The organism is Cellulophaga omnivescoria (assembly GCF_027915275.1).
In the GTDB taxonomy this organism is placed as follows: Bacteria; Bacteroidota; Bacteroidia; order Flavobacteriales; family Flavobacteriaceae; genus Cellulophaga; species Cellulophaga omnivescoria.
This window is the reverse complement of the sequence record NZ_CP115819.1, coordinates 3,610,359-3,631,056: the sequence shown is the minus strand read 5'-3', so window position 1 is coordinate 3,631,056 and position 20,698 is coordinate 3,610,359. Positions and strand designations below refer to the sequence as shown.

18 protein-coding genes are annotated in these 20,698 nt (G+C 30.3%); 6 read left to right on the top strand and 12 right to left on the bottom strand.

The annotated features are described in order from the left end of the window. Positions 1 to 8 precede the first annotated feature (8 nt). Entirely contained in the window at positions 9 to 1,658 is a 1,650-nt protein-coding gene (locus PBN93_RS16025) for a family 16 glycosylhydrolase (RefSeq protein WP_077404679.1), read from the top strand. Between the two features lie 36 nt (positions 1,659 to 1,694). Continuing rightward, complete coding sequence (bglX, locus tag PBN93_RS16020) at positions 1,695 to 3,935, top strand: beta-glucosidase BglX (protein ID WP_271081115.1); 2,241 nt, start codon at positions 1,695 to 1,697, stop codon at positions 3,933 to 3,935. A gap of 87 nt (positions 3,936 to 4,022) precedes the next feature. Here bglX and PBN93_RS16015 read toward each other — a convergent pair whose 3' ends face one another. The 10 genes from PBN93_RS16015 to PBN93_RS15970 all read right to left on the bottom strand — a co-directional run bounded on the left by PBN93_RS16015 (position 4,023) and on the right by PBN93_RS15970 (position 13,463). Continuing rightward, a complete protein-coding gene (locus tag PBN93_RS16015) occupies positions 4,023 to 4,655 on the bottom strand; it encodes a hypothetical protein (protein WP_271081114.1) in 633 nt (210 codons plus the stop codon). 22 nt (positions 4,656 to 4,677) lie between these two features. Beyond that, positions 4,678 to 5,943, bottom strand: a complete 1,266-nt coding sequence (locus PBN93_RS16010; RefSeq protein ID WP_271081113.1) for a hypothetical protein — start codon at positions 5,941 to 5,943, stop codon at positions 4,678 to 4,680. Between the two features lie 29 nt (positions 5,944 to 5,972). After that, complete coding sequence (locus tag PBN93_RS16005; protein WP_271081112.1) at positions 5,973 to 7,058, bottom strand: DUF6688 domain-containing protein; 1,086 nt, start codon at positions 7,056 to 7,058, stop codon at positions 5,973 to 5,975. A 22-nt stretch (positions 7,059 to 7,080) separates the two neighbouring features. Beyond that, positions 7,081 to 7,794: a hypothetical protein gene (locus PBN93_RS16000; RefSeq protein WP_077404664.1), complete on the bottom strand. Its 714-nt coding sequence runs from the start codon at positions 7,792 to 7,794 to the stop codon at positions 7,081 to 7,083. A gap of 25 nt (positions 7,795 to 7,819) precedes the next feature. After that, a complete protein-coding gene (locus tag PBN93_RS15995) occupies positions 7,820 to 8,767 on the bottom strand; it encodes a tRNA dihydrouridine synthase (protein WP_077404661.1) in 948 nt (315 codons plus the stop codon). A gap of 82 nt (positions 8,768 to 8,849) precedes the next feature. Then, positions 8,850 to 10,670, bottom strand: coding sequence for a toxin-antitoxin system YwqK family antitoxin (locus tag PBN93_RS15990; RefSeq protein WP_271081111.1), 1,821 nt, complete (start codon positions 10,668 to 10,670; stop codon positions 8,850 to 8,852). 47 nt (positions 10,671 to 10,717) lie between these two features. Next, a complete protein-coding gene (locus PBN93_RS15985; protein WP_271081110.1) occupies positions 10,718 to 11,821 on the bottom strand; it encodes a toxin-antitoxin system YwqK family antitoxin in 1,104 nt (367 codons plus the stop codon). 55 nt (positions 11,822 to 11,876) lie between these two features. Then, positions 11,877 to 12,773, bottom strand: a complete 897-nt coding sequence (locus PBN93_RS15980; RefSeq protein WP_271081109.1) for a hypothetical protein — start codon at positions 12,771 to 12,773, stop codon at positions 11,877 to 11,879. Positions 12,774 to 12,929: 156 nt separating this feature from the next. After that, positions 12,930 to 13,061, bottom strand: coding sequence for a hypothetical protein (locus PBN93_RS15975; RefSeq protein ID WP_271081108.1), 132 nt, complete (start codon positions 13,059 to 13,061; stop codon positions 12,930 to 12,932). Positions 13,062 to 13,157: 96 nt separating this feature from the next. After that, the gene (locus PBN93_RS15970) at positions 13,158 to 13,463 is read right to left on the bottom strand and encodes a hypothetical protein (RefSeq protein ID WP_271081107.1); all 306 of its coding nucleotides are present in this window, start codon (positions 13,461 to 13,463) and stop codon (positions 13,158 to 13,160) included. 197 nt (positions 13,464 to 13,660) lie between these two features. Here PBN93_RS15970 and PBN93_RS15965 point away from each other — a divergent pair, with 197 nt between their 5' ends. Next, positions 13,661 to 14,872 (top strand): hypothetical protein, encoded by a 1,212-nt coding sequence (locus tag PBN93_RS15965; protein WP_271081106.1) that lies wholly within the window; start codon positions 13,661 to 13,663, stop codon positions 14,870 to 14,872. Between the two features lie 47 nt (positions 14,873 to 14,919). On the opposite strand, the gene PBN93_RS15960 is transcribed toward PBN93_RS15965, so the two are convergent. Further along, a complete protein-coding gene (locus tag PBN93_RS15960; RefSeq protein WP_077404643.1) occupies positions 14,920 to 15,153 on the bottom strand; it encodes a hypothetical protein in 234 nt (77 codons plus the stop codon). A 235-nt stretch (positions 15,154 to 15,388) separates the two neighbouring features. Next, entirely contained in the window at positions 15,389 to 16,777 is a 1,389-nt protein-coding gene (gene mnmE, locus PBN93_RS15955; RefSeq protein WP_271081105.1) for a tRNA uridine-5-carboxymethylaminomethyl(34) synthesis GTPase MnmE, read from the bottom strand. A gap of 223 nt (positions 16,778 to 17,000) precedes the next feature. Here mnmE and PBN93_RS15950 point away from each other — a divergent pair, with 223 nt between their 5' ends. The 3 genes from PBN93_RS15950 (at position 17,001) to PBN93_RS15940 (ending at position 20,688) form a co-directional block, all read left to right on the top strand. Further along, a complete protein-coding gene (locus tag PBN93_RS15950) occupies positions 17,001 to 19,526 on the top strand; it encodes a S9 family peptidase (RefSeq protein WP_271081104.1) in 2,526 nt (841 codons plus the stop codon). Between the two features lie 173 nt (positions 19,527 to 19,699). Beyond that, entirely contained in the window at positions 19,700 to 20,068 is a 369-nt protein-coding gene (locus PBN93_RS15945) for a DUF4870 domain-containing protein (RefSeq protein ID WP_075695738.1), read from the top strand. Between the two features lie 125 nt (positions 20,069 to 20,193). Then, the gene (locus PBN93_RS15940) at positions 20,194 to 20,688 is read left to right on the top strand and encodes a hypothetical protein (RefSeq protein ID WP_271081103.1); all 495 of its coding nucleotides are present in this window, start codon (positions 20,194 to 20,196) and stop codon (positions 20,686 to 20,688) included. The last annotated feature ends 10 nt before the right edge of the window (positions 20,689 to 20,698 follow it).

Below are 20,698 nucleotides of genomic sequence, written 5' to 3'. Positions count from 1 at the left end.
ATAAAAAAATGAAAACAATAAAATATAATATGATTTTCTTTCTGTCGGTATTGCTACTATTTTCTTGTCAGGAAGATGATGCAACTATAGGAGGCATAATTGCTCCGTCTAACGTAACACTAGAGGCGGTTGTTGTTGGTGCAGATGACGCTAATCCTAATGGAGATGGTAGCGGATTTGTAACACTTAAAGCAAATGCAGTTAATGCAATTAGTTATAAGTTTGATTTTGGAGACGGCATAAGTGAAGTGTCTCCTTCTGGAGAAATTACACACAGGTTTAGCGTTGTAGGTGTAAATACATTTACAGTGGTTGTAAATGCTATTGGTACAGGAGGTTTGTCTTCTAGCACATCTGTAGATGTAGAGGTTTTTAGTTCTTTTGATGACCCAGAAGTAAAACAGTTTTTAACAGGAGGTTCTACCAGAACTTGGTATTTAGCAGCATCAGAAGTTGCACATTTAGGCGTTGGTGGTAATGCAGATATAGCTCCAGATGCTTTTTGGTTTCCTTCTTTTTTTGCTGCACAACCGTTTGAAAAATGTGGCATTGAAATTAGCAATTGTTTGTGTGATGATGAGCTAATATTTTCACTAACTGCAGACGGACAATTAACCTATCAATTAAACAATAATAGTGGTACTTTTTTTAATGCTAGTCACCAAGATATAGTAGGGCAAAATGCAGGTGAAGATGCTTGTTTTGAGTTTGATACTTCTGGTACAAGTATAGTTTCTTTAGCACCAACTAGTATAGACTGGGAAACTGTTCCAGATCCGGATTTTAGACCAAGAGGTACGGTGATGAACTTTTCTAATAATGCTTTTATGGGATATTATGTTAGCTCTTCTTCTTATGAAATTTTAGAGATATCTGATACAGAAATGTATGTAAGAACACAAGATGGTTTAAGCCCAGAATTGTATTGGTATCATAAATTTCAAACTAGTCCAGCAGAAGACTCTTTTCAGTCGGTTTTTACAAACTTAGTTTGGTCTGATGAGTTTAATGATGATGGTGCACCAGATGCAACTAAGTGGGGTTATGACTTAGGTGCTGGTGGTTGGGGAAACCAAGAACTGCAAACATATACTAACGACCCTAAAAATGTTATTGTAGAAGACGGGTTATTAAAAATTACTGCAATTGCAGAAAATGGTGGCTATACTTCTGCTAGATTAAAGTCTGAAAACCTAAGTGAGTTTACATATGGTAGAGTAGAGGTAAGAGCTAAATTGCCTGCTGCGCAGGGTACTTGGCCAGCAATATGGATGCTAGGAGCTAATTTTGATGAAGTAGGATGGCCAAATTGCGGAGAAATTGATATTATGGAGCAAACCGGCCAGGATAAATCTAAAACTTCTGGAGCGCTGCACCAACCTGATGCTTTTGCTGGTAATGCGTTTACAAATGAAATAGCCAATGAAACATCTACAACAGAATTTCATAATTATAGTGTAGAGTGGACAACAGCCGAAATAAAAATATTAGTAGATGACACTGTATTTTTAACGTATGCAAACACAAATAGTACACCATTTAATCTAGACTTTTTTATGATTTTAAATGTAGCAATGGGCGGTACATTAGGTGGTACAGTAGATCCTGGTTTTGTTCAGGACTCTATGGAAATAGATTATGTTAGAGTTTATCAATAAAAAATAATATGAAAAAAGTATAGTATACCAATTGTTATGGCAATTGGTATACTATCTTGTAAAAACTCAACGCCAAATAATTTTTCTAATAGTTTAAATATAGATCAAAAAGTAGATTCTTTACTTTCTATAATGACTTTAGAAGAAAAAATTGGACAAATGAACCAATACAATGGCTTTTGGGATGTAACTGGTCCTACTCCAAAGGATGGCGATGCAGCTAAAAAATATGAACATTTACGTAAAGGTTATGTAGGTTCTATGCTAAATGTAACAGGTGTTAAAGATGTTAGAGCAGTACAAAAAATAGCAGTAGAGGAAACTAGACTAGGTATTCCTTTAATTATTGGTTTTGATGTTATACACGGATACAAAACAATAAGTCCAATACCGTTAGCTGAAGCAGCAAGCTGGGATTTAGATGCAATTAAAAAATCGTCAGAAATAGCAGCATTAGAATCTTCTGCAGCAGGTATAAATTGGACATTTGCGCCAATGGTAGATATCTCTAGAGATGCTCGTTGGGGACGTGTTATGGAAGGTGCAGGTGAAGATACATACCTAGGATCTAAAATTGCTGTGGCTCGGGTGCAGGGTTTTCAAGGTAGTAATTTAGCAGATAAGGCTACAATTGTGGCTTGTGCTAAGCATTTTGCTGGTTACGGTTTTTCAGAGTCTGGTAGAGATTACAATACGGTTGATGTAGGTACATCTACCTTAAATAATATAATTTTTCCTCCCTTTAAGGCAACTGTAGATGCTGGTGTAAAAACATTTATGAATTCTTTTAATGAGTTAAATGGAGTACCTGCAACAGGAAATGCATTTTTACAAAGAGAGGTTTTAAAAGATAAATGGAATTTTGATGGTTTTGTGGTTTCAGACTGGGGATCTATTAAAGAAATGATTGCTCACGGATATGCAAAAGACTTAAATGCAGCAGCAGAGTTAGCAGCAAATGCTGGTTCTGATATGGATATGGAATCTTATGCCTACGTAGAAGAATTGAGTAAGTTAGTAAAGGAAAACAAAGTTTCTGCAAATTTTATTGATGATGCTGTAAAGCGAATTTTAAAAGTAAAGTACGAACTAGGACTTTTTGATGATCCTTACAAGTATTGTAATGAAGAAAGGGAAAAAGAAGTAACCGGAAGCAAAGCAATTAACGATGCTGTTTTAGATGTAGCAAAAAAATCTATTGTGCTGCTTAAAAACGAAAACAATTTATTGCCTTTAAAGAAAAACGGACAAAAAATTGCTTTAATTGGTGCCTTAGCAGCAGATAAAACTAGTCCGTTAGGTAGTTGGAGAATTGCTGCCGAAGATAGTACTGCAGTATCTGTTTTGGAAGGGATGAAAAACTATACAAACAATACACTTACCTATGCAAAGGGAGCAGATGTTGCTGTAGGTAAAACAGAGTTTGCTTTTGAATTAAAAATAAATACAACAGATAAAAGTGAATTTTCTAAAGCTATAAATACAGCTAAAAATGCAGACGTAGTGGTTATGGTATTGGGAGAGCACGGTTACCAAAGTGGTGAAGCTCGTAGCAGAACAAGTTTAGATTTGCCTGGGGTACAACAAGAACTTTTAGAAGCTGTTTACGCAGTTAATAAAAATATAGTTTTGGTTTTAAATAACGGAAGACCTTTAGCTATTACATGGGCAGATGAGCATATACCTGCAATAGTAGAAGCTTGGCACTTAGGTACACAAACTGGTAATGCTGTAGCACAAGTTTTGTATGGAGATTATAACCCCAGCGGTAAATTGCCAATGACTTTTCCTAGAAATGTAGGACAAGTACCAATTTATTACAACTATAAAAATACAGGTAGGCCATCTACAGACAATCCTGATATTGTTTTTTGGTCTCACTATATAGATGAAAGTAACAAGCCATTATACCCCTTTGGTCACGGCTTAAGTTATACCAAATTTAAATATCGTAATTTAAAGGTAGTTAAGTTGCCTAATAACGAAGTAGAGGTTTCTGTAGAGGTAACTAATATAGGTAGTGTAACGGGAAAAGAAGTTGTGCAATTGTATATTAGAGATTTATTTGCCAGCGTAACAAGACCAGTTAAAGAATTAAAAGGGTTTAAAATGGTAGAATTAGAGCCAAATACAACCAAAAATATTACATTAAAACTAACAAGTAAGGAACTAGGCTTTTTTAACAATAAAGGAGAATTTGTAATAGAGCCGGGTGATTTTAAAGTTTTTGTGGGCGGAAGCTCTTATACCAGTTTAGAAGCAGATTTTACATTGTAAAGTTATAGTTTATAATTATTTTTTAATACCTAAAAAAGCCTCAGTTTATAATAATTGAGGCTTTTTGCTTAAGTAATTAGTAGTGTCTTAGTTAAAAACTATAGCTGTTTTATTTTTTATACTGTAGTTGGCAGCTTCAAATAGTGTTAACCAAACTATTTTCTCTATCCAAAAATCTCCTTGGTTGTCAATGGTACTGTATAGGGTATTTGCATTTAACACCTCTAAATTTTCATTTAGTTCTACACCTAACTTTTTTGCAACGTTTTTTAAATCTGTTAGTAAGCCATAAGTAGAACCAACCATAGCTCCTTGTACAGGATACTCTTCTGTATCAAAAATAACGTCTTCAAAATCTATAGGAATATAATAACCAGCACAATCTGAGTGTACTAAAAGGTGACTATAAAACATAGATGATTCTTCTTCTACAATAGCATCTGTTGCAGGATCTAAATTTTCATCAAAAGGAATAGGAGTCCAATTTTCATCATTCATATGATATGCAAAAAATCGTCTTAAATAATGTAGAAAAGAATACGGAAATCCACCAACCTGTAACGGATCTACATCTAATTTATTAGGTTCTAAATGTGGTTTGTAGCCATTTAATTCTAGTAACTTATTTACTTGGTCAAATTCAGCTTTGTAAGCTTCATAGCCCTCAGGCTCATTATTTATAAAGTCGGCTAAAATACCGCTGGTAATACTTAATCCCATTTTCTATTTTTTATAACTTATTTTAATCACAAACCGTGTAAATAATAGATTTTTCTTCTATTTTAAATTGCTTGTGCTCTTGTGTTACATTCTGTAACATTTCATATTTATTTACTTGTAAAAAGTTGTGATAATCGCTTGTTTCTTCTTCGTAAGTAGCCGCAACTTTTCTTTTGTATTTATAATTATTTAATTTTTTATTGTATTTATAGTTTTTAGAATTTATTTCATCACTCTTAAATTCTTTATAACCAAAGTTGTAATAAACAGTTTTGGGAGTAAAATTAATGGCATACATTTCTTTTATAAATGTGTCATTTTCTGAGCCTGGTTTTGGCAAAGGAGATTTTTCTGTTATTTGATGCTCACTAAAAACTAATTGGTTACCATCTATTAAAACTCTAATAGGCATTTTATTTTCTTCTCTTGTATACTCAAAAATAATAAAGTCATTAAAATTAGTAGTGTTTTTAAAATTGTATAGTGTTATTTTTTGATCTTCAGATTCCTCATAAGACTGGTTAAATGCTAAGGATATTTGTTGGGGCACACTAGCTGTTTTATGCACGTAGGGAAAATCAAAACAATTGGCATCTTTATTAAAAATAGGAGTTAGGTTTACAGGGCTTTTAGTAGTCTTATTGTATGTAATTAATGTTCTATAACTAAACCTATCCCCTAAAAATGAGGTTTTACTAGAGTCTCCAATACTAGGGTTGTAACGACCGTATACGCTAAAAGGATATTTAGTTTTATTAGGGTTTAGATGTAAATATTTTTCTTTTACAACACGCCAAGTACCTACTTGTACTTCTCCAAAAGAAGCTATTACATATTTGTTATTATGGTAAAGAAATAGGGTTGGACTACCCTCTGGAGACCTATTACCAAAAGATAAACCATAACTACCAAGTAAACCTTCTTCTATGTTTTTATATTGTTTTTCTGTGCTGTATAAAGAGTCCATATTAGTAATTAAGTAACTTTCTCTAAGCTTTGTTAATTTAGTTTCTATAGCAGTGCAATTTTCAAATAATTTAGATTGTAAAAGTTTATTATACTCATTAAAAGTAGTTTGTTTAAGTACTTTAGTAGAGTCTTTTGCATTAAGCGCTGTACAAGATTTTAGTTTTATTTCAAAATCTGCTTGGCTGTCTATATAATCTATATTATCTATACAATTACAACTTGCAGAAGCTTTATTAGTTACAATTTCTTCAATACTTTGTGCACTACTCGTAAATATGGTTGTAAAAAAAAGGAGAATAAATAGTTTTATGTTTTTCATAGAAATTTGGTTAGTGAAGTTATTAGTTGTTATAATTGGTATTGTTTGCTAATTTTTTGTTCTGGATTAACACAGAATAAGTATAAGGTTACTAAAAAAATCCACTCTAAAGGTTTCATTAAAATATAGGTGATATTAGAGCCTATTTTGGAGTTAATTTTTAATGATAAATTATAGCCATACTTATCATAATTTCGTCTAATAAATGAGTGTAAACCAGGAGACATATCTGTAATCATTTCTTCAAAAGCATTTGCAACTTGTAATTGTCTATTTACAATTATTATCCTATTATGTCTTTTTCCTAAACAAATAGGTTTTACAATTTTAGGATTTCCTTTAGCGGCTACAGTGCATAAATAATGACCTTTGTGGTCTAGAATAGGAGGGTGCATTTTTTGTGAAAAAGCCCAAGTTGTAGTTTCTGTAAACACCTTGGTAATAGAGTTCACGTCTTGTCCAAATAGCATTAAAATAATTGTAATTAAGGTAAAAACAGGAATAAACAATAGTAATGCCCAAACGGACTCGTTAAACCTACTAGCTAAAAAGGTATTACAACTATTAAGAAATTTATTTTTATAAGCTTTGTCTTTTGCTTGAATTTTTTCTTCTTTAATTATTTTAAAAAGAAGTCCTACAGCAATAATTAAACTTATAGCAGGTGTAAATACAAATAAGAATGTACCAGAGTTTTCTTTGTAAATTCCTAAACTATCTATATTGTGTTGTGTTATTTGTACAAGTATAGCAGTATTAATAAATAATCCTATTACTAAAAAAACTAAGAAAAAAACAAGGGATAAAGGAGGCAGTTTACGGCCTTTAATCCATATAAAACCAGCAGAGATGTTAAAGAAAATAAAATAAACAATAAGTGTTAATATGTGTTTGCCGCCAAACGGTATGTAACATTCAGAATCTACTGGGTCTATGGCTTCTGTATGCTGGTGTATGTGTGTAAGTAAACCAAGTCCAAAAAGAAGAAAAGAAAGTATGTAGAAAACAAATACAGTAACCTCTAAATTACTTATGCCTTTTTTGTTTTTCTTTATTGCTTTAACAGTAAAAAATATTAGTACAAAAAATAAAACGAGTAATAAAGGGATAATCATTGACATTAGCTTTTCTTTTTAATTAAACACAATACTTGTTTCTTAGTTCTTTTGCTTCTTTATCTGTTTTATAACCGTGTAATAGTAGTCCTTCTGTACAATTAATTTTTTTAGAGGTTATTTGCTTAATAACAAATGCTTTATAATCTTCGGTTTTGTTAAAATCTGAAGGTATTAGCTTAATCAATTTTTTAACATTTTTAATACCTAATTTTTCACTTAAGACTAAATTAAAAATTGTTTTTTTTAGTTCTATTGTATGTATAGAGTGTTCTAATTTAAAGTTATATGTAAAAGATTTATCCCAGGTAGTTATAACTATTGTGTTTTTAATGCCTAAGCTTTTCTTATGTATAGGGTTTCTGTAATACTGGTCTATAGTTTGTCCGTAATAGGCATCTATATTAATTTTTAAGTCAGTAACATCTTCATAGTTAATTTTGTTATTGTAATCAATAATAAATTCATTAGTACTAAACTCTATATGTCCTTCCTTTACACAGTTAATTAATTCATAATCATAAAATTGATATATATGTGCCACACCAAAAAATAGCATAGAAATTATAAATATGGGAACAATTATTGGCAGAATATTATCGGTTAATGGAAATTTAGTATTTAAAAAAAGTATTATAAATCCAAAAACAAAAAGAGCAAAACTAGAATAAACTATTTGTTTTGTTATAGAAAGTTTTTCTTTAATAATTCTGTATTTATAAGCAGTAAATTTCAAATTACATTAGGTATTTATTTAAATTCTATCTTTGTTCTTTAATAATATCTGCTACAGCTTGTTTGTACTTAAATTGGTTACCAGCCTTTTTTATTGCTTTGTATGTTTTTTTTGGGTTGTTAGTTGCTAATGAAAAGAACTCCCAAAATCCTAACATTTTCATTTTTATTGGTGTTGGCCCAGACAATAATTCATCATACTGATGGTAAATAGTATCGTGAAATTCTTTAAAAATCTGCCATCTACCTTTAGGATATTCTGTTGTGTTGTTTTTTATCATATTTGGTAAAAACGGATCTGAAATTAATCCACGTCCAATCATAAAATGTTGTATGCTAGGAAACTGCTCTTTCATTTTTTTAAATTGAGCAACAGTTGTTATATCGCCATTATAATACAATGTATGTTTGGCAACATCCACACATTTTTGAAAACCTTCTAAATCTACACCGCCTTTATACAATTGTTTGCCTAGTCTGGCGTGTATAGCAATACTTTTTAAAGGATATTTATCTAATACAGAAAAGGATTCTAGTATTTCATTACTATTCTCGTATCCTAATCTCATTTTCATAGACACGGTAACATCTGTTTCGCTATGTGCACGGTCTAAAATATGGTCTATTTTCTCTGGGTTACAAATAAGTCCAGATCCCATACCACTATTTGTAACCATAGGATAGGGGCAACCTAAATTCCAATTAAGTTCTTTATACCCCAAAGACTGTATGTATTTTATTGCAAATATAAATTGGTCTGCATCTGCCGTCATTACCTGAGGTATAAGGTTTAAAGATGTATTTACCTCTGGGTTTAAATCTCTTTGGTAAGAGCCCTTTATAATCATTTTTTTATTAAACCTAATATAAGGCGCATAATAGGTATCTATACCACCAAAAAACTTTTGATGCGCATTTCTAAAGTTATAATCTGTAAAGCCTTGTAAAGGGGATGATAATAGTTGGTATGACATTAATTATTTTTAAGCAGCAAATATAAACTTTTGCATTCCTGTTTTATTGGTTATAGGTTTATTTAGAAATTACTTTATTATTTTAATATTCAACTTCATTAGAAATTGTACCATCTAGTTTATAATATTTCCAAGTACCAGTTTTTTTGTCATTACTGTAGTAGCCTTCGGATTTTAGTTTTCCTGAAATGGAGTATTGTTGGTACAAGCCATCTAACACGCTGTAGGAGTTATAATTATTTTTCTTTTTTGATATAACCTCACTTAAGTTTCCATTTTCAGAATACTTCTTTTGAACTAATCTACCAAAGTAGCTTTCATTTTCATTAGAAGGATTCTTTTTATGATCAAATTGTTTAATTATTGATGATAAATTACCATCGTTATGATAGTAATAATCTATCATTTCACTAGGAGCACAACAATGATCTGTTTCGTATTTATGGTTATGCATTATTTTGCCATCTTCTTTATACTCTTTCCAATATCCAATTTTTTTTCCTTCTTTTCTTTGTCCTTCCTCTTTTAATTGTCCGTTATTAAAATACTCTTTATACGCACCGTTTAAAGCTTGGTTTTTATAAGTAGCTAATAATCTTAACTGTCCATTTTCATAATAAACCTTTCTTGTACCTTCTTCTTTTTCATTATCGTATTCTACTATAGACTTCAAAGTTTTGTTGTCATTAAAATACTCTTTCTTCACATAATTGTCTTTTGCCTTTGCAGAAAAATTAATTTCTTTTGTGAGGTTACCTGTTTCATCATACGTTTTCCAAACACCTATTTTATTATGGTTTTTATAAGCACCAGATTCAATAACAATTTTAGCATCACTCATTTTACCTAAACGTATTACATCTTGTTTGTTTTGTAAATAACGAGTAAAATTTCCTGTAAATTTTTCATTTTCATCATAATAACCTTCATCTAATACATAAAAATTATCTTTAAAACCTTCTGGAGTATATTTGTATGCGCCTAATTTTTTATTATTAACATAGTTGTACTCAAAAAATAAAGTGCCATCATCATTAAACTTTGTATGCTTGCCATTTTTTACTCCGTTGGTGTAATTTATGGTTTCTTTTAATTTTCCGTTATAATTATAATACTCTTGTGTGCCTTCTAAAATACCATTAATTGCTCTGGTAATTTTATCTGTACTACCATCTCTGTTTTTATATTTTTTTTCTATGATATTACCGTTAGGTGTTTTTACAACCTTAGTGTCTATTATGTTTAAAAGTCCATCTTCTAAAGTGTAAGTGTTTTTTAGTTTACCCGTTTCTAAATCATAATCATTCATTGTTCCGTTACCATCTTTTAAAGTGCCGTACTCAATGTTATTACCTTGCTTATTTTTAAGTGAAATTATGTTATGTATTAAGCCATTTTTATACTCAGTAGACTTATGCAATTTTCCATTATCAAAAAATATGTTTTGTATACCCACATTTTTACCATTAGAAAAAGTTCCAGTTTGACCAATTTTTCCGTTTTTATGATAATAAATATATGGACCATTTTCTCTATCATCTAGGTAGTTAATTTCGGCTATCAAATTTTCTGTTTCATTATATAATAACCATTTACCATTTTTTTTTCTGTATGCTCCAAATAAACTAGCAACAGCATCTTTTTTAACAATAAAATTACCTTTAGCTTTTAATTTTTTGTTTTCATAGAAGTAACTTATTTCACCTATTTCTTTATGGTTCTTAGTTACCGCAGTATCTCTAGTATATGTAATTTGTTCTACTAAAATATTATCTTTATTATATTTACTTTCTACTATGGCATTGCCGTACACTTTATGTTTTATATTATTTGTGGTAGTACGTTGTGCTGTTATGCATAAAACACTTAATAATGTACATATTAGAACTATACTTTTTTTCATTTGTAGTTATATTAGCGACTTTTTTTACTATAATATTTTATAAATTACTAGTTGTAGGTTTTTTCAGAAATTACTTTACCATTTTTGTATTCTACCTCTTTAGAAATTTTACCATTTAGTTTAAAAAATTTCCAAACACCAGTTTTTTCATCATTCTTATACTGTCCTTCGCTTTCTATTTTAGCAGCTTCATTATACGTTTTAGATATTCCGTTTTTTCTTCCATCTGCATATATATAGGTAGTTTCTAGCATATCATCACTGTTGTAGTGTTTCCACTCGCCAGATTTATAACCTATTTTAAAATGACCTTCTGTAACGAGGTTCCCGGTTTTAGAATATTTTTGGTATAAACCATCTTTATAACCGTCTTTGGAGTTTACTACTTCTTTTTTATTTCCGTTATCATAAAAACTGGTTTCTGTTATTGGGTAACTATCAGCATATGTTCTTTCACTTAGTAAAAGTCCGGCAGAGTTATAATATTTACTACTACCATCTTTTTTATTGTTTACATACGTTTCTACAGAAGTTAGTTTACCATTTGGGTAATATTCTTTTTTAATATAATTTTTTGGTGCACTATACTCTTTTTCCCAAATTAAACGGTTGTCTTCTGTTTTTTGTGACCATTTACCTGTTGGTTTATTTTCGCTATAAAATGATGTTTCTACCAAGTTAGTGCCCGTACGAGCATCTTTTAAATTAGAAACCCATTGACCTTCTTTTAAATCGTTTTTATAGTTTTCTAAACGTTGTATTTTTCCTTTTTTGTCAAAGGTTTTCCACTCACCATCTTTAAGACCATTTTTATAGTTAAATTCCTCAAAAATATCACCATTACTGTAGTATGATGTACTTTCGCCATTGGCTTTTCCGTTTTTATCAAAAACCATTTCTTGCTCTAAATTACCAGAAAAATCATAGTTTTTTTTAGTGCCAACCATTTTACCGTTTGCAAAAGTTACCTCTGTATAAGCACCACTGTTTTCTGCAATTTTGTAACTTCCGTTTAAAAGCTTATTGTCAGTCTTAAATAGTGTTTCTTTACCAAAACGTTGTGTATCTACGTTTTCCCACATTAAGTAGTTTACTTGTGCGTTTGCATTAGTAACAAGTAAAATGGTTAGTATTAGTATAATTTTTTTCATAATAAATATAGATTTTATGCTAAATGTTATTGTGTTTTTTTGTCAAAGTTTTTATTTAATTAGCTAAATTTTCTAGGTTTAGTTCATCTACATCTAATTCTTCTGGTCCTGGTTGTTCTGTAGTTACATTATTATGAAACTCTTTTAATAGCTCATAAACATACGCTGCATTTCCTTCATTATATCTTCTAGCCCAAAATGTGTATAAATAAGTTAATCTGTCTTCTGTTGTTAACTCAGTTACTTTTTCATAATTAGAGTAGTTTTCATACTTTAAAATAGTTTTCAATTCTTTTAAAATACTATCATCAATAGTACTGGAAATATAATCTTCAACTTCATTATAATTATCTTGGCTAGCCAAAGAATATATTTCTCTTGATATATATGCATCTTGGCCTGTATCATTATAAATTATTAGTGAAGCTTTTAACAAAGCCTCTGCACCAGAATTTTTATAAATTTTATTATTTTTAAAAAGCTTGTATATATTCTTTTTAACTTGTGGAGTAAATATTTTTTTTAAATTTTCAGGACTTCTGTCAATTTTAGAAGTTATATAAGAGTAATACTCATTTTTTGTGTCAAAATCAGAAAATCCATCATAAGATTGTAAAAAATAACTAGTTGCAATACCTCTACTGGCATCACTATTATCAAGATCAAAACTATTAAATAGGTTCTGAATCATTATTTTTTTATCAGTTAAAATGTCAATTGATTCTGCTATTATAGAATTTCTATTCTCTTTAGTTTCTTTATTTTCAGTTATTTTATCTCTTAGATTTTCAATAGTATTTTTTAATCGTTCATTTTGTCTTTCTTTGGTACTACTTCTTATTTTTTCTTTTTCAATTATTTTTTCTAATTCAGCTATTTTAGTATTCGTGTTAGTTTTTTTACAAGAAATAACCAGAGTAATACTAATAGCAAGTATAATTTTTTTTATCATTGGGTTTAATTTTGATAGTTATTTTAGTTCTAAGGTTTTTTTCTAATGGAAGAACTGTTACAACTATCAATATTAAGTATAATACCCAGAGCAGTAATTAGTCAATTAATATTCGTAAGGTATTATTGTATTTTTGGATGATTTTTATGCTTTGAATTATAAAATTCTATTATTGTTAGTTATTGCTTCTTTATAAATTTTAGACTCTCTTACCTGTAAATCTGTTGCTAATGCTTTTATGTAGGTAATGCCTAATTCTTCATACTCACTAATTTGTTTAGCATTCAACTTTATTTCTCTAACCTGGTTTGTAATACCACCAAGAAAAACCCATAAATGATAATTGTTAGTACTTGTTTTGCTAAATATGTAAAACCAATCTTCTCAATGTATAAGCGTATTTTTAGATTTTAATAATTGTAAGTGTATTTGTTTAATACTTATACTGTTGTTAAGCACAGATAACTCAAAAAAATCTTGATCACTATTATTTACATAGTTATATATTTCTGATTTGTTTTTATCCGATATTTTAAAATCATCTTTTAAAAAACAAACAAAATCTTTAGTGTTTATAAAGTTTAAATGTGCAGTGTAGTAAAACAGTTTGCTTTGCCAAACTTTATAACTAGCAGTAATTTTAGATAAAATAAACTTGTCGGTTTTTGTATAAATTAAATCTAATGGCATTTGTAAGTATTGTCCTTTTTTAACTAATGTATGTTTAATTTGGTATAAACACACCCATTTTCTCTCTTTTTTGTGTAGCTAAACATCCTGCAAAACTTTTTTTTAGTGATTTATATATAAATATAAAATAAACGCAACTATGTTGCATTAATAATTCGTTTGTATATATTTGCGCTTCAATAATTAAAAACACACAAATGAAAAAGACTTATTTATTACCACTTTTAGCTGTATCTACTTTATTTATGGCCTGTTCTAAGGATGATGATGCACCTGTAAATGATGATCATCACGAAGATCATGAAAATGTTTCATTATTAGTTTCTGATGCAAATTCTGCTTCATTAAATTTTATTAATGTAGATAATGAAGAGGTTACAGCTTACCAAGCATCATATGCAAAAGGAAGTATATATGCTACAGAATCTGGTAGATACGCTGTTATAACACACAGAGACAATAATTTTACAGAAACGTTTAATATAGGTGGAGAAATAGATCACGGAGACCATAGTCATGATTTAGGTGAAACAGGTTTTGGTGCTATAAAATTTGAAAGTTTAAAGCCAACACACTTTAAATCAGAACAAGATTATGTGGCTGTTTATAACGATGGCGATGCAACTCTTACTATTTTTGATGAAAAAACTATAGCCAATAATACAACTGCTAAAAATATAACAACTGGGACAACTGCACACCACGGTGCAATGGTAATTTTTAAAAACGGAAATATTGCAGTTACTAAATTAGGAAATGGTGCTGTATTACCAGAAAAAGTACATATTATAAACCAAGACGGTGAAGTTGTATCTGAAGAAGAGCAAAGTTTAAGTACATCTGGTATACACGGTAGTGCCGGTAACAACACAACGGCGCTTTTTGGATCTAATACTGGTGTATTGGTTGTTAAAGATAATGGAGAACAAAAAATTATAAATTACCCAACAAGTTTTGAAGAAAACGTGTGGTTTGGAAGTATACTTGCTACAACTTCTGACGTTATTTTTGTTGGATATACCTCTAGTAAAGGAGCTTACTTTATTAATATAAATAGTGAAGAAATTACACCAATACATGAAACAGCAGAATTATTTAAATGTATGGTTTCTAGAGATAAAAAAGAAATTTTAAGTATAACCAAGAGTGGAGATATTAAAGTTACCAATGTAATATCTAATTCTGTTGTATATGAAGGTAAATTATCTATTACAATGGATACAGAATCTGATGGCCACGGATCTGTTACTACTAATATAGATTATTTTGATGATTTTTTATACCTATCTATTCCGTCAGAAGAAAAAATTATACAGTATAACTTAGAAAAAATGGAAGTTGTTAAAGAATTTAATTTAGGTATTACACCATATCAATTTAAAATATTGGCATACGATATAGAACACTAGAAATAACTTACTTTATAAAAGAAAACCGAGTCTTTGGCTCGGTTTTTTTATTGTTTTTGTAAAAACAATCTAATTTCTTTACGTAAAGATATTTCTGGCTTTGGTAAAGGTATGGTCTGCCCAAACCTTTTACTTTTATTAAATTTAGAATAAGCTATTTTGTGATTTTTCCAAGCGTCTGGATACAACTCTATAAATGTATTAAAAAAACTCTGTTCGTTAATTTTACCTTCTATTTTAGAAAGTACTACTTTAAATTTTTCTTCTTGTTTTATAATCATTGTATTTTTAAGTTAAAGTACCAATTAAAGCAATATTTTACCCCACATTTTTGCCTAATCTCATCGCCTACAGGTATAGGAGTTAATGTGTAAAAATATATAGGACTTGGTTTAACATATTTTACTTTAGCTAAAGTAATATAAGGTACAATTTAGGTACAAAAAATTGTAAAAATTACTAAGTCTATGCTTTTTTATTAGAATTTAGAACACTAGTATGTAATGTTTTAACAGATTACTTTCCAATACAGAAATTAGCAAAAATATTACCAAGTAGTTCATCATTAGATACTTGCCCTGTAATTTCACCCAAATGGTATAGCGCTTCTTTAAGGTCTATAGCTAGTAAGTCTCCAGATATGCCACCGTCCATGCCAAGTTGTACTTTTTCTATACCTTCTAAAGATTTTAATAAAGCATCATAATGTCTGGTATTGGTAACAATAGTTTCATTATTGCGTAAAGCTCCTGTGTTTACAAAACCAAGTAATTTATCTTTTAAAGTTTCTAAACCATCACCTTTTTTAGCGGATAAAAATAAAATAGACGGAATTTTCTCTTCAATACTTGCTATTTGTTCTGGTGCATATAAGTCTTTTTTATTAGCAATAGTAACTAAAGTTTTTAACGGAAACTGATTTTTTATTTTTTCAATTTCTATTTTAACAGCGTCTAAATTTTCTACAGCAGGTGTAAGCGGACTTAAATATAAAACAACCTGTGCTTGTTCAATTTTTTCAAACGTTTTTTTAATACCTATACTTTCTACAACATCTAAAGTTTCTCGTATTCCAGCAGTATCAATAAATCTAAAACCTATGCCACCAATAGATATTTCGTCTTCTATAGTGTCTCTAGTGGTACCAGCAATATCACTCACAATAGCGCGGTCTTCATTTAACAGCGCATTTAACAGCGTAGATTTACCAACATTTGGTTCGCCAACAATAGCTACAGGAATTCCGTTTTTTAGCACGTTACCAACAGCAAAAGAATCTATTAATCGTTTTAATACTTCTTGTATTCTTGCAAGTAAGGTTTTAAACTGCGTACGATCTGCAAACTCCACATCTTCTTCAGCAAAATCTAACTCTAGCTCTATTAATGATGCAAAATTTAAAAGTTCTTCACGTAGCTTCTTTATTTCTGATGAAAAACCGCCACGCATTTGTTGCATCGCTATTTGATGACTAGCCTCATTATCAGACGCAATTAAATCTGCAACTGCTTCAGCCTGACTCAAGTCTAACTTGCCATTTAAAAATGCACGTAATGTAAATTCACCAGCATCTGCCATACGGCAACCATTACGTAAAAATAATTGTATAATCTGTTGCTGTATATATTGTGATCCGTGACAAGATATTTCTATAACATTTTCACCAGTATAGGAGTTTGGCCCTTTAAAAAGCGATACCAAAACTTCATCATAAACCTTAGCGCCATCTACTATATGACCCAAATGTATGGTATGTGTTTTTTGTTTTGTTAAATCTTTATTACGAACAGATTTAAATTTAGCATTTGCCAACGTAATTGCGTTTGGCCCAGAAAGCCTTATAACTGCTATGGCACCAGCGCCAGATGGTGTTGCTAATGCAACTATAGTATCTTGTGAAAACATAAATGCAAAAATACAAATTATTAAAGTTGCTGTGTATTCATTTTACATTAAATAAATACTGTAGCTAACAGGGAAGCGTAAGGTGTAACGTGTTAAAAAGGTAAGAGATGCTTAAAAATACAACTATGCATCTTAACAAAACGTTAAATGTAAGTATGTTATACTGGGTAATGATATTTTTGTTAGCAACGAAAAGAAACCTAACTAACTCAAAAATCTAAAAATGATTAAAAAAATTGCCTTGTTGCTATTGTTTGTTGTATCTAGTACAATAACTTTTGCCCAAGAAGAAACCAGTAATGTACCAACGCCAAATTATAGGCAAGCTGCAAAATTTTCTCCAGATAATTTAAAAAAAATTGTACATTCTACTACTGTACGTCCTAATTGGTTAAAAAATGGAAACCGCTTTTGGTACCAATACAAAACAACAGAAGGTGCAAACTTTTATTTGGTAGATGCAGACCGTGGCACAAAAACAAAATTGTTTGACAATGCAAAAATGGCTCAATGGTTAACTTTAATAACTAAAGATCCTTACGATGCAAAACATTTACCACGCTTTAATTTTAAGTTTGTAAAAAATGAAACAGCAATACGTTTTAGAGTAACATCTAAAGAAAAAGTAGATGTTGTTGATGATAAAAAAGACGATAAAAAAAATGATACCATTTCTAAAGACTCTACTAAAGCCAAGGGAGCTAAAAAAGCACCTAAAAAAGAGAACAAAGTATATTATTTAGAATACAAATTAGGAGGTAATGGTTTAACTGTTATTAACAATAAAAAAGAAGACGAAAATAAAAAACGATGGGCTAATATAGCTCCAGATAGCAGTATTGTATTGTTTTCTAAACAGCACAATTTATATTGGATGGATAAAGCCAACTATTTAAAAGCTGTAAAAGATGAAAAAGATTCTACCATTGTAGAACACCAATGGACTAAAGATGGTGTAGAAAACTACAGTTACGGTGGTGGATCTTGGGGAGAGAATAACGAGACTAAAGAAGAGAATAAAGACAAACGTAAGGGAATAAGAGGTTATTGGTCTCACGACTCTAAAAAGTTTGTGTACCAACGATCTGATTCTAGAGATTTAAAAGATTTATGGGTTATAAATTCTGTGGCTAAAAAAAGACCAACTTTAGAAACATATAAATACCATATGCCAGGAGAAAAAGAGTTTTCTAAACCAGAAATTTTGGTTTTCGATATTCCTTCTAAAGAAATGCTTGCTGTAAAGTTAGACACTACAATACAGCAAAGTATTGATATTTATAGCGCACCTACTAAAAAAATGAATTTTAGTGATGATTTTAGACCAACGTTATTGCTTTCTAAAAAAGGTAAAATATATTTTAGTAGCACAAGCAGAGACCGAAAAAAAGTACATGTTAATGTTGCTGATATTATTACAGGAGAAGTAAAAACGCTAATTAAAGAGGAACTTAATACCTATGTAGAGGCCAAGGACATTGTGTTATTTAATAATGAGCAAGAAATTATTCAATGGTCAGAGAGAGACGGTTGGGCACATTTTTATTTGTATGATGCAAACGGTAATTTAAAAAACCAGATTACAAAAGGTAGTTACCACTCTAATAGTTTTGTGGGTGTTAACGAAAAAGAGCGCACATTATTTTTTACAGCTAATGGTGTTACTAAAGAGCAAGATCCGTATTACGAGCATCTTTTTAAAATTAACCTAAATGGTACAGGATTAAAAAACTTAAATAAAGGAGACTATAATACTAGTACTAGTATGGCAGACTCTAATAGATTTTTTGTAAACAACTACTCTAGGGTAAATACGGTTCCTAAATCAGAGCTTAGATCTAGTAACGGTAATGTAATTTTAAAGTTAGAGGAGGCAGATTTATCTGCGCTTATGGCAACAGGTTACAAATTTCCAGAACCGTTTAAAGTAAAGGCAGACGATGGTATTACAGACCTTTACGGCGTAATGTATAAGCCTTTTAATTTTGATGAAACTAAGAGTTACCCATTAATAGAGTATGTGTATCCTGGTCCACAAACAGAGGCTGTAAACAAGTCTTTTTCTGTTTCTATGAATAGATTAGATAGGCTTGCACAAGTTGGTTTTGTAGTAGTTAGTTTAGGGAACAGAGGTGGCCACCCAAACAGGTCTAAATGGTACCACAATTACGGTTATGGTAACTTAAGAGATTATGGTTTAGCAGATAAAAAGTATGTTGCAGAACAATTAGCAGATAAACATAGTTTTATAGATATAAACAAAGTGGGAATTTTTGGTCACTCTGGAGGCGGATTTATGTCTACGGCGGCAATGCTAGTATACCCAGACTTTTTTAAGGTAGCGGTTTCTTCTGCAGGTAATCATGATAACTCTATGTACAATAGTTGGTGGAGTGAAACGCACCACGGAGTAGAAGAGGTAAAAGATGCTAATGGCGTTATTACATATAAATACGATATTGATAAAAACCAGACTTTAGCAGCTAACTTAAAAGGAAAATTAATGTTGGTAACGGGTGATGTAGATAACAATGTGCACCCAGGAGCTACAATTAGAATGGCAAATGCATTAATTAAAGCAAACAAGAGATTCGATTTTATGATGATGCCTGGTCAAAGACACGGTTTTGGTAGTATGACAGAGTATTTCTTTTGGTTAAAAGCAGATTATTTTAGCAAACACTTTTTAGGTGTAGAAGCTACCAATGTAGATATGTTAGAAATGAATAGAGCTAAACCAAAGCACTAATTATATAAAAGCACAATAGCTTATTTAAGCGCCTGTATTGTAACAAATACAGGCGTTTTTTTAGTTTTTATGTTGATGATTTTTTAGATTTAAAATAAAATTTTGAGTTTTTAATGTAACATTATAAACAATTGTGCTACTGATAAAGTAATAACATCAAAATCAATCAAAAAATGGAAATTATTAATCAACAACAAGCAACAACAAGGTCTGATAACGGATTGTTAGCAGTTACACATTTAACACAATTATTACATTATTGTACAGGAGTAGGAGGTTTTATAGTGCCTTTGGTATTATGGTTAACTACAAAGGATAGTGTAGAGGGGATGAACGAGCACGGAAAGTCTATAGTAAACTTTCAGCTAAGCTTACTTTTATATATTATAATTAGCGTACCAGGAATTTTATTGTTTGGTTTAGGGCTTTTAGGATTTTTATTTGTAGGTATTATAGGCTTTGTTATGCCAATAGTAAATGCTGTGAGAGCTGCAAACGGAGAGTCGCCTAGTAAATTTATGACAATATCTTTTATATCATAACATATTAATACTAAATAGTTTAAACAATCTGTCTCTTATATTTAATTAGAGACAGATTTTTTTTTGATTTTATATCAAAATTATAGTCTAATTTTGCAGTACACACATTAACTATAATTTAAATTATGAAGAAGATTGTATTAGCAGGAATGCTATTAGCGTTTAGCGCAACAAGTTTATTTGCACAAGAGCAAGAAACAGAGAAAGTAGAAAATGCAAAAACTACAGAAGAGGTATTAAAAGTAGAAGAGAACGCTAAATTAGAAGCAGCAGCCAAAGCAGAGGAAGCAGCTAAATTAGCAGAAAAAGAAGCTAAAAAATTAGAAAAAGAGCAAAAAGCAGCAGAGAAAAAAGCTAAAAAAGAAGCCAAAGAAATTAAAAAGAAAGAAAAAGAGGCTAAAAAAGCAGCAAAACTTAAAAGCGCTATTGCAAAGCAAGAAAGAAACATTTCTAAAGTAGAGAGAAAAATTACGAAGCTAGAAAATAAATTGTCATTAGACACAGCAGCTGGTAAATTATCTCCTGTAGCAACAGAAAAGCTTAAATCTTCTATTGCAAAGCAAAAGCTTAAGTTGGTAAAAGAAAATGTAAAACTTAATAAATTAGAGCGTAAGCAATAGTTAAGTTTTA

Coding starts and splice junctions, on each gene's coding strand:
- PBN93_RS16025 (WP_077404679.1), top strand. CDS start 9: ATGAAAACAATAAAATATAATATGATTTTCTTTCTGTCGGTATTGCTA.
- bglX (WP_271081115.1), top strand. CDS start 1,695: ATGGCAATTGGTATACTATCTTGTAAAAACTCAACGCCAAATAATTTT.
- PBN93_RS16015 (WP_271081114.1), bottom strand. CDS start 4,655: ATGGGATTAAGTATTACCAGCGGTATTTTAGCCGACTTTATAAATAAT.
- PBN93_RS16010 (WP_271081113.1), bottom strand. CDS start 5,943: ATGAAAAACATAAAACTATTTATTCTCCTTTTTTTTACAACCATATTT.
- PBN93_RS16005 (WP_271081112.1), bottom strand. CDS start 7,058: ATGATTATCCCTTTATTACTCGTTTTATTTTTTGTACTAATATTTTTT.
- PBN93_RS15995 (WP_077404661.1), bottom strand. CDS start 8,767: ATGTCATACCAACTATTATCATCCCCTTTACAAGGCTTTACAGATTAT.
- PBN93_RS15990 (WP_271081111.1), bottom strand. CDS start 10,670: ATGAAAAAAAGTATAGTTCTAATATGTACATTATTAAGTGTTTTATGC.
- PBN93_RS15985 (WP_271081110.1), bottom strand. CDS start 11,821: ATGAAAAAAATTATACTAATACTAACCATTTTACTTGTTACTAATGCA.
- PBN93_RS15980 (WP_271081109.1), bottom strand. CDS start 12,773: ATGATAAAAAAAATTATACTTGCTATTAGTATTACTCTGGTTATTTCT.
- PBN93_RS15970 (WP_271081107.1), bottom strand. CDS start 13,463: ATGCCATTAGATTTAATTTATACAAAAACCGACAAGTTTATTTTATCT.
- PBN93_RS15965 (WP_271081106.1), top strand. CDS start 13,661: ATGAAAAAGACTTATTTATTACCACTTTTAGCTGTATCTACTTTATTT.
- PBN93_RS15960 (WP_077404643.1), bottom strand. CDS start 15,153: ATGATTATAAAACAAGAAGAAAAATTTAAAGTAGTACTTTCTAAAATA.
- mnmE (WP_271081105.1), bottom strand. CDS start 16,777: ATGTTTTCACAAGATACTATAGTTGCATTAGCAACACCATCTGGCGCT.
- PBN93_RS15950 (WP_271081104.1), top strand. CDS start 17,001: ATGATTAAAAAAATTGCCTTGTTGCTATTGTTTGTTGTATCTAGTACA.
- PBN93_RS15945 (WP_075695738.1), top strand. CDS start 19,700: ATGGAAATTATTAATCAACAACAAGCAACAACAAGGTCTGATAACGGA.
- PBN93_RS15940 (WP_271081103.1), top strand. CDS start 20,194: ATGAAGAAGATTGTATTAGCAGGAATGCTATTAGCGTTTAGCGCAACA.